The organism is Streptomyces sp. NPDC028991 (assembly GCF_055564775.1).
Map to the genome: position 1 here is coordinate 1 of NZ_JBVHVP010000005.1, position 16,895 is coordinate 16,895.

At 70.6% G+C, this 16,895-nt stretch carries 16 protein-coding genes, 1 pseudogene and 1 riboswitch; of the genes and pseudogenes, 9 read left to right on the plus strand and 8 right to left on the minus strand.

The window, feature by feature from the left end; all coding sequences use genetic code 11:
- The 3 genes from ACZ4V1_RS12645 to ACZ4V1_RS12655 all read left to right on the plus strand — a co-directional run.
- A partial coding sequence (locus tag ACZ4V1_RS12645) for a cytochrome c oxidase subunit I (RefSeq protein WP_468333581.1) occupies nt 1-807 on the plus strand: 807 nt, incomplete at its 5' end.
- Complete coding sequence (locus ACZ4V1_RS12650; protein WP_468333584.1) at nt 804-1,202, plus strand: cytochrome c oxidase subunit 4; 399 nt, start codon at nt 804-806, stop codon at nt 1,200-1,202. The genes ACZ4V1_RS12645 and ACZ4V1_RS12650, both read left to right, overlap by 4 nt.
- A gap of 129 nt (nt 1,203-1,331) precedes the next feature.
- Nucleotides 1,332-2,609 (plus strand): L,D-transpeptidase, encoded by a 1,278-nt coding sequence (locus ACZ4V1_RS12655; protein WP_468333587.1) that lies wholly within the window; start codon nt 1,332-1,334, stop codon nt 2,607-2,609.
- A 130-nt stretch (nt 2,610-2,739) separates the two neighbouring features.
- Here ACZ4V1_RS12655 and ACZ4V1_RS12660 read toward each other — a convergent pair whose 3' ends face one another.
- The gene (locus tag ACZ4V1_RS12660; RefSeq protein WP_404174448.1) at nt 2,740-3,141 is read right to left on the minus strand and encodes a response regulator; all 402 of its coding nucleotides are present in this window, start codon (nt 3,139-3,141) and stop codon (nt 2,740-2,742) included.
- A gap of 188 nt (nt 3,142-3,329) precedes the next feature.
- On the opposite strand from ACZ4V1_RS12660, the gene ctaE reads away from it, so the two are divergent.
- From ctaE to ACZ4V1_RS12690, 6 genes are all read left to right on the plus strand, one after another.
- Nucleotides 3,330-3,950: an aa3-type cytochrome oxidase subunit III gene (gene ctaE, locus ACZ4V1_RS12665; protein ID WP_029393865.1), complete on the plus strand. Its 621-nt coding sequence runs from the start codon at nt 3,330-3,332 to the stop codon at nt 3,948-3,950.
- Nucleotides 3,951-4,015: 65 nt separating this feature from the next.
- Nucleotides 4,016-4,825 (plus strand): cytochrome bc1 complex diheme cytochrome c subunit, encoded by an 810-nt coding sequence (gene qcrC / locus ACZ4V1_RS12670; RefSeq protein ID WP_468333592.1) that lies wholly within the window; start codon nt 4,016-4,018, stop codon nt 4,823-4,825.
- Nucleotides 4,822-5,883, plus strand: a complete 1,062-nt coding sequence (gene qcrA, locus ACZ4V1_RS12675) for a cytochrome bc1 complex Rieske iron-sulfur subunit (protein ID WP_468333595.1) — start codon at nt 4,822-4,824, stop codon at nt 5,881-5,883. Before qcrC ends, qcrA begins: the two co-directional genes overlap by 4 nt.
- Nucleotides 5,880-7,517, plus strand: coding sequence for a cytochrome bc1 complex cytochrome b subunit (gene qcrB, locus ACZ4V1_RS12680; protein WP_468333598.1), 1,638 nt, complete (start codon nt 5,880-5,882; stop codon nt 7,515-7,517). Before qcrA ends, qcrB begins: the two co-directional genes overlap by 4 nt.
- A gap of 131 nt (nt 7,518-7,648) precedes the next feature.
- Nucleotides 7,649-8,713, plus strand: a complete 1,065-nt coding sequence (gene trpD / locus ACZ4V1_RS12685) for an anthranilate phosphoribosyltransferase (RefSeq protein ID WP_468333601.1) — start codon at nt 7,649-7,651, stop codon at nt 8,711-8,713.
- Between the two features lie 80 nt (nt 8,714-8,793).
- Nucleotides 8,794-8,910: riboswitch (SAM riboswitch) on the plus strand.
- Between the two features lie 173 nt (nt 8,911-9,083).
- Nucleotides 9,084-10,526 carry an aminotransferase class V-fold PLP-dependent enzyme gene (locus tag ACZ4V1_RS12690; RefSeq protein WP_468333604.1) on the plus strand — a complete coding sequence of 481 codons (1,443 nt, stop codon included), beginning with the start codon at nt 9,084-9,086 and terminating at the stop codon, nt 10,524-10,526.
- A gap of 80 nt (nt 10,527-10,606) precedes the next feature.
- Here the strand turns inward: ACZ4V1_RS12690 and ACZ4V1_RS12695 are convergent.
- From ACZ4V1_RS12695 to ACZ4V1_RS12725, 7 genes and pseudogenes are all read right to left on the minus strand, one after another.
- Nucleotides 10,607-11,737, minus strand: a pseudogene (locus tag ACZ4V1_RS12695) (glycerate kinase); the annotation flags it as partial.
- 11 nt (nt 11,738-11,748) lie between these two features.
- Nucleotides 11,749-13,164 carry an SLC13 family permease gene (locus tag ACZ4V1_RS12700; RefSeq protein WP_468333607.1) on the minus strand — a complete coding sequence of 472 codons (1,416 nt, stop codon included), beginning with the start codon at nt 13,162-13,164 and terminating at the stop codon, nt 11,749-11,751.
- A gap of 112 nt (nt 13,165-13,276) precedes the next feature.
- Entirely contained in the window at nt 13,277-13,939 is a 663-nt protein-coding gene (locus ACZ4V1_RS12705) for a response regulator transcription factor (RefSeq protein WP_468333610.1), read from the minus strand.
- Nucleotides 13,936-15,438, minus strand: coding sequence for a sensor histidine kinase (locus tag ACZ4V1_RS12710; protein ID WP_468333613.1), 1,503 nt, complete (start codon nt 15,436-15,438; stop codon nt 13,936-13,938). The genes ACZ4V1_RS12705 and ACZ4V1_RS12710 overlap by 4 nt, the downstream gene beginning before the upstream one ends.
- Nucleotides 15,359-15,673, minus strand: coding sequence for a small secreted hydrophilic protein (locus tag ACZ4V1_RS12715; protein ID WP_468333616.1), 315 nt, complete (start codon nt 15,671-15,673; stop codon nt 15,359-15,361). Before ACZ4V1_RS12715 ends, ACZ4V1_RS12710 begins: the two co-directional genes overlap by 80 nt.
- A gap of 99 nt (nt 15,674-15,772) precedes the next feature.
- The gene (locus ACZ4V1_RS12720; RefSeq protein ID WP_468333619.1) at nt 15,773-16,054 is read right to left on the minus strand and encodes an Lrp/AsnC family transcriptional regulator; all 282 of its coding nucleotides are present in this window, start codon (nt 16,052-16,054) and stop codon (nt 15,773-15,775) included.
- Entirely contained in the window at nt 16,051-16,821 is a 771-nt protein-coding gene (locus ACZ4V1_RS12725; protein ID WP_468333622.1) for a rhomboid family intramembrane serine protease, read from the minus strand. The genes ACZ4V1_RS12720 and ACZ4V1_RS12725 overlap by 4 nt, the downstream gene beginning before the upstream one ends.
- Nucleotides 16,822-16,895: the final 74 nt, after the last annotated feature.

Below are 16,895 nucleotides of genomic sequence, written 5' to 3' on the forward strand. Positions count from 1 at the left end.
TCGGTGACGGTGTGGGCCCACCACATGTACGTCACGGGCGGCGTGCTGTTGCCGTTCTTCTCCTTCATGACCTTCCTGATCGCGGTCCCGACCGGAGTGAAGTTCTTCAACTGGATCGGCACCATGTGGAAGGGATCACTCAGCTTCGAGACACCGATGCTGTGGTCCACCGGCTTCCTGATCACCTTCCTCTTCGGTGGTCTGACCGGTGTCATCCTGGCCTCGCCGCCGCTGGACTTCCACGTGTCCGACTCGTACTTCGTGGTGGCGCACTTCCACTACGTGGTGTTCGGCACCGTGGTGTTCGCGATGTTCGCGGGCTTCCACTTCTGGTGGCCGAAGTTCACCGGCAAGCTGCTGGACGAGCGCCTCGGCAAGATCACCTTCTGGACGCTGTTCATCGGCTTCCACGGCACCTTCCTGGTCCAGCACTGGCTGGGCGCCGAGGGCATGCCGCGCCGGTACGCCGACTACCTGGACGCCGACGGCTTCACCGCCCTGAACACGATCTCGACGATCAGCTCGTTCCTGCTCGGCATGTCGCTGCTGCCCTTCTTCTACAACGTCTGGAAGACGGCCAAGTACGGCAAGCCGGTCAACGTGGACGACCCGTGGGGCTACGGCCGTTCGCTGGAGTGGGCGACCTCCTGCCCGCCGCCGCGGCACAACTTCCTCACGCTGCCGCGCATCCGCAGTGAATCCCCCGCCTTCGACCTGCACCACCCGGAGATCTCGGCGATCGACCAGCTCGAGAACGTCGGTCACGGTGAGAAGGCCCTCGCCGGCGGCAAGGAGGCCGGGAAGTGAAGATCCAGGGACAGCTCTTCATCTGGCTGAGCGTCTTCATCCTGGCCGTCGCGATCGTCTACGGCTACTGGTCGATGGAGCCGGCCGGCACCACGGCCCTCTTCCTCGCCTTCGGCCTGTCCATCATGATCGGCTTCTACCTGGCCTTCACGGCCAGGCGGGTCGACGCCGGTGCCCAGGACAACAAGGAAGCGGACGTCGCCGACGACGCCGGCGAGGTCGGGTTCTTCAGCCCGCACAGCTGGCAGCCGCTGGCGCTCGGGGTCGGCGGAGCGTTCGCCTTCCTGGGCGTGGCGGTCGGCTGGTGGCTCCTGTACTTCTCGGCGCCGCTCCTCCTGGTCGGCCTGTTCGGCTGGGTCTTCGAGTACTACCGCGGTGAGAACCGCACCCAGTAGCACGCGCCGAGCGCAAAGGGGCCCGGACACTCCGTCAGGAGCGTCCGGGCCCCTTCGTCTGCCGCAGTCCCCTCACTCGTCCGGGTTACCCGCCGTGCCGCCATTGACGTCGCTCCCTAGCGTGAGGTCATGAGCAACCCGGTTCACTTCCAGGCGCGGGGGCGTACGGTCGTCGGCTGCACTCTGCTGGTGATCGCCCTCGGCGCGAGCGTCACCGCGTGCAGCGGCGGCGACGACAACCCGCTGTCCGCCGCGCCGTACGACGCGGCCGGCCAGATCTCCTTCAACGGCCCCACGGACGCCGGCGAGAAGGCCGACCCGGACAAACCCCTGGAGGTCGTCGCCGAGGGCGCCGACGGGCGCATCACGGACGTCACGGCCGTGGACGCGACGGGCCGCCACGTCGCGGGCGAGCTCTCCGCCGACGGGGCCCGCTGGCACAGCACTTCACCGCTGGCCGCGGGCGCGAGCTACACGGTCCGGGTGAGCACCGAGGACGGCGACGGCGCGCCCGGCCGCAAGGTCCTCACCTTCGAGACCGGCCTGCCCAGCGCCAAGAAGACCCTGGACGTCTCCTTCGGGCCCAAGGCGGGCGCGTACGGCGTCGGCCAGCCCGTCACGGCGGAACTGAGCCAGCCGGTCCGGGACGGCGCCCAGCGGGCCATAGTGGAGCGCGCCCTGAAGGTGGACTCCACGCCCGCCGTGGAGGGCGCCTGGCACTGGGTGGACGACAAGAAGCTCCACTACCGGCCCAAGGAGTACTGGCCCGCCCACGCCACCGTCCAGGTCCGCAGCACCCTCGACGGCATCAAGATCGGCGACCGGATGTGGGGCGGCACCGCCAAGCCCCTGACGATCACCACGGACGACCGTGTCGTGGCCGTCACCGACGCCGCCGCGCACACGCTCACGGTCTTCCAGGACGGCCGGGAGGTCAGGAAGATCCCCGTCACCACTGGCAAGCCGGGCTTCGAGACCCGCAACGGCGTCAAGGTCGTCCTGGGCAAGGAACCCTTCGTACGCATGCGCAGCAGCACGGTCGGCATCGCCGAGGGCTCCTCGGAGTCCTACGATCTGCCCGTGTACTTCGCCACCCGGGTGACCTGGAGCGGCGAGTACGTGCACGCCGCACCCTGGTCGGTCGGCTCCCAGGGCATGGCCAACGTCAGCCACGGCTGCGTCGGCATGAGCACCGCCAACGCGGAGTGGTTCTTCGGCGCCTTCCAGGAGGGCGACCTCGTCGAGGTGGTCAACTCCGGGGGCGAGACGATGGAGCCTTTCGGCAACGGCTTCGGCGACTGGAACCTGGACTGGACCAAGTGGCGCACGGGCAGCGCCCTGACGGCCGGTACCCCGAACGCTCCCGGCACGGCGGAGCAGGCTCGGCTGCGTCCGGAGAGCGTGTGAAGACGCCCCCGAGGGCAGCGTCCCCCAAGACGCGGGCCGGTGCCGGTGCGCGGCACCGCCGCGCGGGCGCGTCAGACCCCGATGGCGCCGCACCCGCCAGGCCGGCGCGGCCCCGGCTTCCGAGGTGCCCTCAGACGCCCTGCAGCCTCTTCTCCCGCAGCAGCGCGGCCAGCGCGGACGCGAACTCCACCGGCTCCACCGGCAGCGTCACAGCCGCCTCCGCGCGGCTCCACGTCGCCAGCCACGCGTCCTGCGGCCGGGCGATGAGCAGCAGCACCGGCGGGCACTGGAAGACCTCGTCCTTGATCTGCCGGCACAGCCCCATGCCACCCATGGGCACCGCCTCACCGTCCAGGACGCAGACGTCGATCCCGCCCTTGTCCAGCTCCTTGATCGCGGCGGCCGGAGTGGCGCACTCCACGAACTCGACCACGGGCACGTCCGGAGCCGGCCGGCGACCGGTCGCCAGCCGCACCTGCTCGCGGGTGTTGGAGTCGTCGCTGTAGACCAGCACCGTGGCGGTCGGCTGCATGCTTCCTCCGATACGCAGTGAAACAGTCGTAGCCCGTCGCGCCGGATGCTACTCCTTCGAACTCCTCGTCAACACTGGTTCGGACACGGCTTCGACGGGCCGTTCGATGGGCCATACGGGCAGTACAGACAGGGGGAACACTCCGAACGGCACCCCCCGGGGTGAGGGCGGGATAAGCGACCGACATAATGTCGGTCGTGGCGACAGCAACGACAGTAGAAACCGGGCACGCGCACCCGTCGGTCAATCGGCCGAACCTCACCAGCGTCGGAACCATCATCTGGTTGAGTTCCGAGCTGATGTTCTTCGCGGCCCTCTTCGCGATGTACTTCACCCTGCGATCGGTGACCGGCCCGGACTTCTGGTCCGAGAAGGCCGACGCGCTGAACTTCCCGTTCTCCGCGACGAACACCACGATCCTGGTGCTCTCCTCCCTCACCTGCCAGCTCGGCGTGTTCGCGGCCGAGCGCGGTGACGTGAAGAAGCTCCGGATGTGGTTCATCGTCACCTTCGTGATGGGTGCGATCTTCATCGGCGGTCAGGTGTTCGAGTACACCGAGCTGGTCAAGCACGAGGGCCTCTCGCTCTCGTCGGATCCGTACGGCTCGGTGTTCTACCTGACCACCGGCTTCCACGGACTGCACGTGACGGGCGGCCTCATCGCCTTCCTGCTGGTCCTCGGCCGCACCTACGCGGCCCGGAGGTTCACCCACGAGCAGGCGACCGCCGCCATCGTCGTGTCCTATTACTGGCACTTCGTCGATGTCGTCTGGATCGGCCTCTTCGCCACGATCTACATGATCAAGTAGTCGCGGCACGCACCCGCGCAATACCAGAAGCATCGACGCAGAAGATCCTGACACCGGGGTAATCCGTGAAAAAGCTCTCCGCACGACGACGCCACCCGCTGGCGGCGCTCGTCGTCCTACTCCTCGCGCTGGCATGCACAGGGGGGCTGTACGCCGCGTTCGCACCTGCGGACAAGGCGCAGGCCGATGAAACCGCCCAGTCCCTCGCCATCGACGAGGGCAAGAAGCTCTACGCCGTCGGCTGTGCCAGCTGCCACGGCACCGGAGGTCAGGGCACCACCGACGGTCCCAGCCTGGTCGGCGTGGGCGCCGCGGCCGTCGACTTCCAGGTGGGCACCGGCCGTATGCCGGCCCAGCAGCCCGGCGCGCAGGTCCCGCGCAAGAAGGTGATCTACTCCCAGGCCGAGATCGACCAGCTGGCCGCCTACGTCGCGTCGCTGGGCGCCGGCCCGGCGATCCCGTCCGAGGAGAAGTACGGACCTCAGGGCGCGGACATCGCCAAGGGCGGTGAGCTGTTCCGCAACAACTGCGCGCAGTGCCACAACTTCACCGGCAAGGGCGGCGCGCTCACGCACGGCAAGTACGCGCCGAGCCTCGAGGATGTCGACCCCAAGCACATCTACGAGGCCATGCAGACCGGCCCGCAGAACATGCCCTCCTTCCCCGACACCACGCTGTCGGAGCAGAACAAGAAGGACATCATCGCCTACCTGCACGCGGTCAACAGCGACGAGACCGAGAACCCCGGTGGCCTCAGCCTCGGCGGACTGGGCCCGGTCAGCGAGGGTCTGTTCGCGTGGGTCTTCGGACTGGGCGCGCTGATCGCGGTCGCCGTCTGGGTCGCCGCTCGGACCGCAAAGGCCAAGAAGTCATGAGTAGCCAAGACATTCCAGAAGAGAACCTGCCCGCTGAGCAGGAAGCGCACGGGCACGGCTCGATGCGGCCCGCGGACGACAAGAACCCGTTCGCCGACCCGGGACTGCCGCCCCACGAGCACCGGATCCAGGACGTCGACGAGCGGGCCGCCAAGCGGTCCGAGCGCACGGTCGCCCTGCTGTTCACGCTCTCGATGCTGGCCACCATCGGCTTCATCGCCTCGTTCGTGACGATCCCGGTCGACAAGTCGGTCTACATCTTCCCGCTCGGTCACATCAGTGCGCTGAACTTCGCGCTCGGCATGACGCTCGGCGTCGCGCTGTTCGCGATCGGCGCGGGCGCGGTCCACTGGGCCCGCACCCTGATGTCCGACGAGGAGGTCGCCGACGAGCGCCACCCGATCGAGGCCGACCCCGAGACCCGTGCCAAGGTCCACGCGGACTTCAAGCAGGGTGCCAAGGAGTCGGTGATCGGGCGCCGCAAGCTGATCCGCAACACGATGCTGGGCGCGCTCACGCTGGTGCCGCTCTCCGGTGTCGTCCTGCTGCGCGACCTCGGTCCGCTGCCCGGGACCAAGCTCCGTCACACCCTGTGGTCCAAGGGCAAGCTGCTCGTCAACATGAACACCCACGAGCCGCTGCGTCCCTCCGACGTCGCGGTGGGCTCGCTCACCTTCGCCATGCCCGAGGGCCTGGACGAGCACGACGAGGAGTTCATGACCGAGATCGCCAAGGCGGCCCTGATGATCGTCCGGCTGGAGCCGGAGGCCATCAAGGACAAGCGCGAACTCGAGTGGTCGCACGAGGGCATCGTGGCGTACTCGAAGATCTGCACCCACGTCGGTTGCCCGATCTCCCTGTACGAGCAGCAGACGCACCACGCGCTCTGCCCCTGCCACCAGTCCACCTTCGACCTTGCCGACGGCGCCCGGGTGATCTTCGGTCCCGCCGGTCACGCCCTGCCGCAGCTGCGCATCGGCGTGAACGACGAGGGTTACCTCGAAGCGCTCGGCGACTTCGAAGAGCCCGTCGGTCCTGCCTTCTGGGAGCGCGGATGAGCACTACAGCCAACGAAGCCCCCCGCTCTCGCGGGAAGGCGCCGGCCGGCGAGCGCGTCGCCGACTGGGCCGACGGCCGGCTGGGGATCTACTCCCTGGCCAAGGCCAACATGCGCAAGATCTTCCCCGACCACTGGTCGTTCATGCTGGGTGAGGTCTGCCTCTACAGCTTCATCATCATCATCCTCACGGGTGTGTACCTGACGCTGTTCTTCCACCCGTCGATGAACGAGGTCACGTACCACGGCTCGTACGTGCCGCTTCAGGGCCAGCTGATGAGTGAGGCCTACGCCTCGACGCTGGACATCAGCTTCGACGTCCGCGGTGGTCTGCTCATCCGGCAGATCCACCACTGGGCCGCGCTGATCTTCCTCGCCGGCATGTTCGTGCACATGATGCGCGTCTTCTTCACCGGCGCGTTCCGCAAGCCGCGTGAGATCAACTGGCTGTTCGGCTTCCTGCTGCTCGTCCTCGGCATGTTCACCGGCTTCACCGGTTACTCGCTCCCGGACGACCTGCTGTCGGGCACCGGTATCCGCTTCATGGAGGGCGCGATCCTGTCCGTGCCGATCGTCGGCACGTACATCTCGTTCTTCCTGTTCGGCGGGGAGTTCCCCGGCCACGACTTCGTGGCCCGGTTCTACTCGATCCACATCCTGCTGCTGCCGGGCATCATGCTCGGCCTGGTGGTCGGCCACCTGATCCTGGTCTTCTACCACAAGCACACGCAGTTCGCGGGTCCCGGCAAGACCAACAAGAACGTCGTCGGCATGCCGCTGCTGCCGGTGTACATGGCGAAGGCCGGAGGCTTCTTCTTCCTGGTCTTCGGCGTGATCGCCGCCATCTCGGCCATCGCCACGATCAACCCGATCTGGTCCATCGGTCCCTACCGGCCGGACATGGTCTCCACCGGCGCCCAGCCCGACTGGTACATGGGCTTCTCCGAGGGCCTGATCCGTGTGATGCCGGGCTGGGAGGTCAACTTCTGGGGCCACACGCTCGTCCTGGGCGTGTTCGTCCCGCTGCTGATCTTCCCGCTGGTCCTCGCGGCGATCGCGGTCTACCCGTTCATCGAGTCCTGGGTCACCGGCGACAAGCGCGAGCACCACATCCTGGACCGCCCGCGCAACGCTCCGACGCGGACCGCGTTCGGTGTCGCCTGGATCACCGAGTACTTCATCCTGCTGATCGGTGGCGGCAACGACATCTGGGCCACGCACTTCCACCTGTCGATCAACGCGATCACCTGGTTCGTCCGCATCGCGTTCTTCGTCGGCCCGGTCGTCGCGTTCATCGTCACCAAGCGGATCTGCCTCGGCCTCCAGCGCCGGGACAGGGACAAGGTGCTGCACGGCCGCGAGTCGGGCATCATCAAGCGCCTGCCGCACGGTGAGTTCATCGAGGTGCACGAGCCGCTCAGCCAGGAGCAGCTGCACACGCTCACGGCACACGAGCAGTACGAGCCGGCCGAGATCGGCCCGACGGTCGACGAGAACGGCGTCCGGCGCAAGGTGAAGCGGACGGAGAAGCTCCGTGCCAAGCTGAGCAAGGGCTACTACGGCGAGGAGTCGCAGATTCCGAAGCCGACCGTCGAGGAGTACAAGGAGATCACGAGCGGCCACGGCCACCACTGACCCTCCAGCGTCGCCACACCACGGTCGAAGGGCCCCGTCCGTTCCGCGGACGGGGCCCTTCGCCGTGCCCGGGGCTGGATAGGGTGGGACCACACTCCCTTTCCGTCATACACACGATTCAGGAGCGGCTCATGAGCGCTGTGACCCCCGCTGGAGGCGACACCGCGGCGGGCCGCTCCTGGCCCGCCCTGCTGAACGGACTGCTGGACGGACACGACCTGTCCGCGGACGACACGGCCTGGGCGCTGGACGTGATCATGCGCGGCGAGGCGACCGACGCGCAGATCGCCGGCTTCGCGGTGGGGCTGCGGTTCAAGGGGGAGACGGTCGAGGAGATCTCCGGCCTGGTCCGCACCATGTACGCCCACGCCAACGTGATCGAGGTGCCGGGGGAGACGGTCGACATCGTCGGCACCGGCGGCGACGGGGCCAAGACGGTCAATATCTCCACCATGTCGGCGATCGTCGTGGCCGGCACGGGCGCGAAGGTCGTCAAGCACGGCAACCGGGCCGCCTCCTCGGCATCCGGGGCCTCCGACGTCCTGGAGAAGCTCGGGGTCAACCTGGAGCTGACGCCGAAGCGGGTGGCCGAGGTCGCCGAGGAGGCCGGCATCACCTTCTGCTTCGCGGTGAAGTTCCACCCGGCGCTGCGCCATGTGGCGGCGGCACGCGGCCAGCTGGGCATCCGCACCGTGTTCAACTTCCTGGGCCCGCTGACCAATCCCGCGAAGGTGAGGGCCCAGGCGGTCGGGGTCGCCCATGCCCGGATGGCGCCGATCGTCGCCGGCGTCTTCGCCGAGCGCGGCCACTCGTCCCTGGTGTTCCGGGGCGACGACGGGCTCGACGAACTGACCACGACGTCCACCTCCCGGGTCTGGGTGGTGCGCGACGGCCGGGTGACCGAGGAGACCTTCGACCCGCGGGACGTCGGACTCGACCTGGTGCCGGTTCAGGCGCTGCGCGGCGCCGACGCCTCCTACAACGCCGACGTCGCCCGCCGCCTGCTGGCCGGCGAGACGGGCCCCGTGCGGGACGCGGTGCTGCTGAACTCGGCGGCGGCCCTGGTGGCCCTGGAGCCGGGCACGGGGACGCTGGCGGAGCGGATCCGGGCCGGCATGGACCGGGCCGCGGAGTCGATCGACTCGGGCGCGGCCAGGCGCGTCCTGGAGCGCTGGGTGGCCGTGAGCAACGCCTAGCCGCCTCTTCGTATGACGCGCGTCCCGCGATCCGGACCCGGGTTGCGGGACGTCGTTCATTTCCCTTAGGTTCTTGTCCAGGTCATGAGTGACAGTCATCAGGCCCCGGCCGACTGTCCGGCAACCCTCCGTCCGTGGCGGGGTGCCCCGGGTGAAGACCAGGTCGTGGACAGCAAGGTTCACGGCAAGCGCGGACCCCTCGCGAAACCAGGGGTCCTGGGTCGTCCGAGGGAGTCTCCCGTGAATCAGCGAATGCGATAGGGCCGCAGAGCCCCGCCACCGCGTTTCCTGTCCTTTGCCTCCATTCCACGCTTGAGCCGTCGGGGTTCGCGTGTGATGCCGCCTGCCTTCACCTCACGGGAGTACCCCCATGTCCGTCTCCAGCCTCGCCGCCGACCCGTCCGTCCGTACCCCGCTGCCGGTACTCGGCCGTGACGTCACCGTGCCGCTCGTCACCGGCGGGGAGGTCACCTACGCCGCTCTCGACTACGCCGCCAGCGCGCCCGCGCTCCAGCGGGTCTGGGACGACGTGGCGGCCTACGCCCCCTACTACGGCAGCGTGCACCGCGGGGCCGGGTACCTGTCGCAGTTGTCGACCGACCTGTTCGAGAACGCCCGGAAGACCGTCGCCGAGTTCCTCGGCTGCCGGGACGGGGACCAGGTCGTGTTCACCCGGTCCACCACCGACTCCCTGAACCTGCTCGCCGCCACGCTGCCGGCCGGCTGCCGGGTCTTCGTCTTCGAGACCGAGCACCACGCCTCGCTGCTGCCGTGGAGGGACGCGGACGTGACCTGCCTGGACGCCCCGCGCACCCCGGCGCAGGCCGTCGAGACCCTGGAGCGCGCCCTCGCCGCCCGCGAGCCCCACGGTCCGGCCCTGGTCTGCGTCACCGGCGCCTCCAACGTCACCGGCGAGCTGTGGCCGGTGCGTGAACTGGCCGCCGCCGCACACGCGCACGGTGCCCGGATCGTGCTGGACGCCGCCCAGCTCGCCCCGCACCACCCCGTCTCCGTGGCCGGCCTGGACGTCGACTGGGTCGCCTTCTCCGGGCACAAGCTGTACGCCCCCTTCGGCGCCGGCGTGCTGGCCGGACGGGCCGACTGGCTGCGCGAGGCGGAGCCGTACCTCGCGGGCGGCGGCGCCAGCCGCAGGGTCACCCGGCGCGCGGACGGCGGCGTGGACGTGGAGTGGCACGACAGCGCCGCGCGGCACGAGGCCGGGTCGCCCAACGTCATCGGCGCCTACGCCGTCGCCTCCGCCTGCAAGGCCCTCACCGAGGCCGGGTTCGACACGCTGGTCGCCCGCGAGGAATACCTGATCGGGAAAGTGCGGGACGGGCTCGCCGAGGTGCCCCAGGTGCGGATCCTCTCCCTCTTCGGTGACGACGCCCCCCGCGTCGGCGTGCTCTCCTTCGTCGTCGAGGGCTGGAACAGCTCCCACTTCGCCGCGGCCCTCTCCGCCGAGTACGGCATCGGTGTGCGCGACGGCCTGTTCTGCGCCCACCCGCTGGTGCGCACGCTGCTCGGCAGCGACCCGCAGGCGCAGGGCGAGTGCGGCGCCCCCGAGGCGGCGCCCGGGGAGAAGTCCCTCAACGCCATCCGCGTGAGCTTCGGCGCGGGCACCCCGGACGAGCACGTCGAGCGGTTCGTGACCGCCGTGAGGGAGCTGGTGAGCGACGGCGCCCGCTGGAACTACCGTACGGAGGACGGCCGTTGCGTGCCCGACACCTCCGCTGCCGGCGCCTCCGTTGCCGCGGCCCCCGCGGCCGGCATCTCCGGTGCCGCGGGCACCGGCACCGGCACCGCCGCCTGACCCGGCAGCCGCGACCCCAGCAGGATCATCCGCAGCGCCCGCTCCGTGGCGTCCGTGAGGAGTTCGGCGGCGTGCAGCAGCGCGTCCGCCAGGGCCATCGGCGCCGGCATGATGCCGTGGCAGGCGTCCACCCCCGGCACCTCGTGCGCGCCCTCGCCGAGGGTGCCGGCCAGGGCGAGGACGGGGCGGCCGTAGAGCTTGGCGCGGCGGGCCACCTCGGCCGGGACCTTGCCGCGCGGCGTCTGGTGGTCCAGGGCGCCCTCGGCGGTGAGCACCAGGTCGGCGCGGGCGAGGCGGGCGTCGAGGTCGAGATGGTCGAGGAGCACGTCGAAGCGGGGCAGCAGCCGGGCCCCGACGGCGGCGAGGCCCGCGCCCAGCCCGCCGGAGGCGCCGGTGCCGGGGCCGTGGCGCAGGTCGGTGCCGACGACACCGAGGTCGCGGACGAGGACCCGCGCCCAGTTCTCCAGTCCGGCCGACAACTCCTCTGCCTGCGCGGGCGTGGCGCCCTTCTGCGGGCCGAACACCCGGGCCACGCCGCGCTCTCCGCACAGCACGTTGAACGGGTTGCAGGCGACGAGCAGCTCGGTGTCCTTCAGCCGGGCGTCCAGGCCGGACGGGTCGATGCGGGCGAGTCGGTTCAGCTCCCGCCCGCCGTACGGGAGTTCGAATCCGTCGGCGTCCAGCAGCCGGGCCCCCAGCGCCTGGAGCGCGCCCGCGCCCCCGTCCGACGTGCCCGAGTCGCCGCAGCCGACCAGCACGCGCCGCACCCCGGTGTCGAGCGCGGCGCCGATCAGCTCGCCGACGCCGTAGGTCGTCGTGGCGCCCGGGTCGCGCAGGGCGCGGGGGACCAGGGACAGGCCCGCGACGGCCGCCATCTCCACCACCGCCGTGTCCCGGGCGCCGAGCAGCGCGAAGTGGGTGCCGACGGGTTCGCCGACCGGACCGGTGGCGGCCAGCGCGACCAGCCGCCCGCCGGTCGCGGACGCCAGCGCGACGGCCGTGCCCTCGCCGCCGTCCACCAGCGGGATCCGGTCGATCTCGGCGTCCGGCAGGACCCGGCGGACGCCCGCCGCGATGGCATCGGCGGCGGCCTGGGCGGACAGGGACTCCTTGAAGCCGCTGGGGGCGACGACGACACGGTTGAGCAGGGAGGGCACTGCGGGCACGGGAGGCATGGCGGGCACGGCGGGGATGGAGGACATGGAGGACATGGAGGGCTCCTTCAACGGGTCACGGGTACGCCGAGCAGCGGCCAGACGGCGGCGGCGAAGAACAGCACGAGCGCGGCGGTCAGCGGTGCCAGGACGGCGGACAGCCGCAGCAGGTCGCGCGGGGTGTAGGTGGGGGTGCCGGGGATGTCGGAGAAGAGCGTGACCGGCTTGGCGGAGGCCGGGAGCGTGTGGCAGAAGCCGGCCGCGGCGGTGGACGCGAGCGCGGCGGCGACCGGGTTGACCCCGGCGCCCAAGGCCGCGGCGATCACCAGCGGGACCAGGACCGAGGAGCGGGCCGAGCGGGACTGGAGGACCAGGTGGGCCGCCGTGCTCACCGCCACCACGACCCCGAGGAAGACGGCCGGCGCGACGTGCGCGGGCAGCCCCGACACCAGCCACTTCGCCGCACCGGAGTCGGCGAGCGCGACGCCCATCGCCATGGTCGCCGCCATGAACAGCAGCAGCGACCAGGGCACGGTCTTCAGCGCGTCCTTGAGCCGTACGGTGCCGAGCGCGGGGGAGGAGGCGACGACCGCCCCGATCAGCGCCACCACCGCGGGCGACACGTGGTGCAGGGGCTCGCTGCACCACAGGGCCACCACCGTGGCCAGCAGCAGGGCGCAGCGCTTCTCCTCCTGCGTCCAGGGTCCGGTGACCGGGCTCTCGGTGTGCCGCTGTATCTCCTCGGCGGTGATACGGACCGGGCCCTTGCGGTCCGCGCGCCGAGTCGTCGTCAGGAGGACCGTCTCGGCGGCCAGATGGGAGGAGGTCACCGCCAGCGGCAGGCCGAGCAGCAGCCACTGGGTGAAGCCGATCCGGTCGCCGGTCGCCTCCCACAGCACCGACACCGTGATCAGATGCGCGCCCGCGCCGATCAGGGTCGCCACCGCCGACAGCAGGATGACGGTCGGGAACAGCAGAGCCAGCATCACGACCAGTCGCTTCCGGTCGGCGAGGGCCTTGGCGAGGGCGAGGAACACCGGCAGTGCGAGCGCCGCCCGGCCCGACGTGGCAGGCACCGCGAACGCCGTCACCACCAGCGCGGCCGTCGTCAGGTGCACCAACTGCCGTACGCTGCGCGCCCCGCCGACCAGAAAGGCCGCGGCCCGCCCCGCGAGCCCGGTCCGGGCCACCGCGGCCGCCAGCACGAAGGCGCAGATCAGCAGCCACACCGTGTCGTCGCCGAGGGTGCCGAAGAGGGTGTCGCTGCTGATCACGCCGGTCGCGGTCAGCGCGAGTCCGGCGCCCAGCGCGATGTACGTGTCGTCGATCGGCGTACCGATCCACGCGCAGGTGGCCAGCGCGAACACGGCGAGGGTGAGGCGCGCGTCGCCGCCGAGGGCGGGGAAGTTGCCGGGTACCGCCAGCAGCGCGCACAGGGACAGCGCCGCGCAGAGGGCCGCCGCCAGGCGGAGGTTCAACGTCACGTCACCGAGGGTTCTCCCGGGCGGTGAGTCCTCAATGAGTCCGACATGAAGGAAACTTCACACGAAAGCCGGTCGGTCCACCGGCGGCCGGTCCGTCCCCGGGCCGGGTACGTCAGCCCGGCAGCCGGTACCCCATGCCCCGTACCGTCTCCACCCGCTGCGCCCCCAGCTTCTTGCGCAGTGCCCGCACGTACACGTCCACGATGTTGGAGCCCGGGTCGAAGTCGTAGCCCCACACGTGGGACAGGATCTGCTCCCGGGACAGGACCTGTCCCGGATGCCGCAGGAACAGCTCCAGCAGGACGAATTCACGGGCCGTCAGGTCCACCGTCCGCTCCCCGGCACGCGCCCGGCGGGTGCGCAGGTCCAGGGAGAGGTCGCCGGACCTCAGCACCGTCACCTCCGGCGCCCTGGCCGCCGTACGCAGCCGCAGCCGCACCCGGGCGAGCAGTTCCTCGAAGCGGAACGGCTTGGTCATCCAGTCGTCGGCGCCGCCCTCCAGGCCGGCCACCGTGTCCCGTACGGAGTCCCGCGCGGTCAGCACGATCACCGGGGTCGTCACCCGGGACTCGCGCAGTTCGCGCAGGACCGTGAAGCCGTCCCGGCCGGGCAGCCCGATGTCCAGGACGACCAGGTCGAAGCCGCCGGTGAGGGCGTACTCGTAGGCGGCGTCGCCGTCGGTGACGGCGGTGGTGGTGAAGCCGTTGGCGCGCAGGCCCTTCTCGACGAAGGAGGCGATGCGCTCCTCGTCCTCGACGATGAGGATGCGGTTCATGGACGTGCCTCTTCCAGAGTGAGTACGAAGGTGGCTCCGCCGCCCTCGGTGGCGTGCAGGCCGACCCGGCCGCCGTGGCCCTCGGCGATGGCCTTGACGATCGACAGCCCGAGCCCGGCGCCGCTCCCGCGCGCCCCGCGCCGGGCCGTGCCGCGCCGGAAGCGCTCGAAGACGACCTCGGCGTCCTGCGGCTGGACCCCGGGTCCGGAGTCGGCGACGTAGAGCTCGACGCGGGTGCCGTCGGCGCGGGAGCCGATGCGGATGGTCTGGCCGGCGGTGGTGTGCTGCACGGCGTTCTGGGCGAGCTGCACCATGGCCTGGGTGATGCGCTGGGGGTCGAGCCGGGCCTCGCGGTCGGCGACCCCGTCCAGTACCCACTCCCGGTCGCCGAGGGTGCGGGCCTTGACGTAGACGTCGGCGGTGAGCTCGGCGAGCTGGACCGGCTCGGGGGTGACGAAGTCGGGGCGTTCGGCCTTGGCGAGCAGCAGCAGGTCCTCGACGATGCGGCTCATCCGGTCCAGTTCGTCGGTGACGAGGCGGACGGTCTCCTCGCGTTCGGCCGGGTCGTCGCCCATCAGTTCCAGGTGGCCGCGCACGATGGTGATCGGGGTGCGCAGTTCGTGGCTCGCGTCGTCGACGAACCGGCGCTGGGTGGCGAAGGCGCGCTCCAGCCGGTCGAGCATGGCGTTGAAGGTCTCGGCGAGCGCGGCCACGTCGTCGTGTCCGTGCACCGGGATGCGCCGGGTCAGGTCCTGCTCGGTGAGCTGTGCGGCCGTGGTGCGCACCAGCCGTACCGGTTTGAGGATCCGGCCCGCGACCACCCAGGCGATGCCGGTCGTCATCAGCAGCGCGACGCCGGAGATGGCGAGCAGGACGCGGAACACCTCGTCCGCGCGGGCCTGTTCCCGCCCGGGATGGAAGGCGACCACGAAGGCGGCGGCCGGTTCGCCGCCGTACCGGGCGACGGTGACCTTGGCCCAGCGGATGTCGCCCTGGGGCCGGTGCAGGGTGCCGGAGGAGTCGGGCGAGGCGTAGATGCGGCGCCTGGCCTCCCCGTCCTCGTGCAGGGGCAGGGCGACCGGGATCTCGCGCTGCTGGATGATCTGCGTGGGCCTGCTGCCCTTCTCGCCCACCAGGCCGATCAGTTCCTCGTCCAGGTCGGCGTACTGCCGTTCCAGGAAGACCCGCAGCAGCCGGCCCGGGTCGGTGAACGGGCGCCCGGTCTCCGGGTCGAAGCCCTGCTCCTCGAAGTTGGCGAACTCGCCGGCCTCCTGCGCGAGCAGGCCGTTGATCCGCTGGTCGGTGTCGCGCAGCAGGATCGAGCGGGTGGTCGTGGCCACCGAGGCGAGGGCGACCGCCATCACGAGCAGCAGCCACAGGAGGATGCGGACCCGGGCCGAGATCCGGCGGCGCTCGCGGTCAGCCGTCGTCGCCGGCTCCGTCGTCGCCGCCCGAGTCGTCTCCGGTGCCGCCGGTGTCCTGGCCTCGGTCGTCGTCATCGTCGTCATCCGGAGGGCTGTCGGTCACCGGTGGCCGGGTCACCACCTGGTCGCTGGGCGTCGGCTCCGGCGGGGAGGAGGTGGGTGTCGGCGTCGGGGAGCCGCTCTCCAGCTCCACCCTGGCCGGGACCTTGGGTTCCTGCGGATTGTCGGTGAGGGCGAAACTGGTCGCGGCGATGCCGAGCGGGATCAGGACGACGGCCGCCAGGGCCGCCATCCGGCGAGAGAAGACCATGTCCACGATCCTGCGCCCGGTACCCGTCGTCCCGGATGAGCACCTGATGAAGAACTCTTCATCAGGTGCCGGGATCCGAGGTGCCGGGGTCCGGTGGGCTCAGTTGTCCAGCCCGATGGCGAACGCCGCCTCCAGGTCGTGCTGCGAGTACGTCCGGAACGCCACGTGCGTGTCCGTGCCCTCCACGCCCGGGATCTTGCTGATCCGGCCGGGAATGACCTCTGCCAGGTCCTCGTGCTCCGTCACCCGGACCATGGCGATCAGGTCGTAGGTGCCGGTGACGGAGAAGACCTCGCTGACGCTCTCCAGCGCGGCGATCTGCTCCGCGATCTCGGGGATCCGGTCCACGCTGGTCTTGATGAGGACGATCGCGCTGATCACGGCTGTTTCTCTCCCTCGGGGGCCGTCACTGGAACGCTCTTCACTCTAGTCGTACGCCCGAACCGCACCCAGGCGTAGACGAAGCCCAGCCCGAAGCCGACCAGGTGCGCGAGGTAGGCCACCCCCGGCCCGTCGCCGGCCCGGCCCGCCGCCATCCACTGGAGACCGGCCCAGAAGGGCAGGACGACCCAGGCCGGGAAGCGCAGCGGCAGGAAGAAGAGGAAGGGCAGCAGGCTGGTCACCCGCGCGCGCGGGAAGAGGAAGAGGAAGGCGCCGAGGATCGCGGAGATCGCCCCCGAGGCGCCGACCAGGGACTGCTGGGAGTGGGCGTTGGCCCCCGCGTAGCCGAGCAGGGCCAGGTAGCCGCAGCCGACGTAGAACAGGGCGAACTGGAGCCTGCCCATCCGTTCCTCCGTCATCGCCCCGAAGACGTAGAGGAAGAGCATGTTGCCCAGCAGGTGCACCCAGCTGCCGTGGACGAACAGCGCCGTCGCGGGGGTGAGTGCGGACCCGGGGGAGTCCTCGAACAGTTCTGCGGGGATCACGCCCCAGCGCCGGAAGTAGGCGCGCTGCGCGGCGAGCAGCTCCTCCCCGGTGCCGTACACCGGATTCAGGCCCGCCGCCGGACTGATCAGGAAGAGCAGGCAGCACAGGATGATCAGCCCGTACGTCACCGGCGCGGTCCGGCCCCGGGCCGTACGGGTCGTGCCGAGTGACCTGACCGTCCCGGCCGTCCTGAGGGCCGCCGTGCTCCAGTTGCGGATCATGGACACAGAGCATGACGTAACGGGACGCAACCGCCCGGAGCGCCTCGCCGCCGTGGACACGCGGGCGTCGGGTA

Excerpts from the sequence above, each read along its gene's own strand:
- ACZ4V1_RS12655 (WP_468333587.1), top strand. The coding sequence starts at position 1,332 with ATGAGCAACCCGGTTCACTTCCAGGCGCGGGGGCGTACGGTCGTCGGC.
- ACZ4V1_RS12710 (WP_468333613.1), bottom strand. The coding sequence starts at position 15,438 with ATGACGACGACCGAGGCCAGGACACCGGCGGCACCGGAGACGACTCGG.
- ctaE (WP_029393865.1), top strand. The coding sequence starts at position 3,330 with ATGTCGGTCGTGGCGACAGCAACGACAGTAGAAACCGGGCACGCGCAC.
- ACZ4V1_RS12660 (WP_404174448.1), bottom strand. The coding sequence starts at position 3,141 with ATGCAGCCGACCGCCACGGTGCTGGTCTACAGCGACGACTCCAACACC.
- trpD (WP_468333601.1), top strand. The coding sequence starts at position 7,649 with ATGAGCGCTGTGACCCCCGCTGGAGGCGACACCGCGGCGGGCCGCTCC.
- ACZ4V1_RS12690 (WP_468333604.1), top strand. The coding sequence starts at position 9,084 with ATGTCCGTCTCCAGCCTCGCCGCCGACCCGTCCGTCCGTACCCCGCTG.
- qcrA (WP_468333595.1), top strand. The coding sequence starts at position 4,822 with ATGAGTAGCCAAGACATTCCAGAAGAGAACCTGCCCGCTGAGCAGGAA.
- ACZ4V1_RS12715 (WP_468333616.1), bottom strand. The coding sequence starts at position 15,673 with ATGGTCTTCTCTCGCCGGATGGCGGCCCTGGCGGCCGTCGTCCTGATC.
- ACZ4V1_RS12725 (WP_468333622.1), bottom strand. The coding sequence starts at position 16,821 with ATGATCCGCAACTGGAGCACGGCGGCCCTCAGGACGGCCGGGACGGTC.
- qcrB (WP_468333598.1), top strand. The coding sequence starts at position 5,880 with ATGAGCACTACAGCCAACGAAGCCCCCCGCTCTCGCGGGAAGGCGCCG.
- ACZ4V1_RS12705 (WP_468333610.1), bottom strand. The coding sequence starts at position 13,939 with ATGAACCGCATCCTCATCGTCGAGGACGAGGAGCGCATCGCCTCCTTC.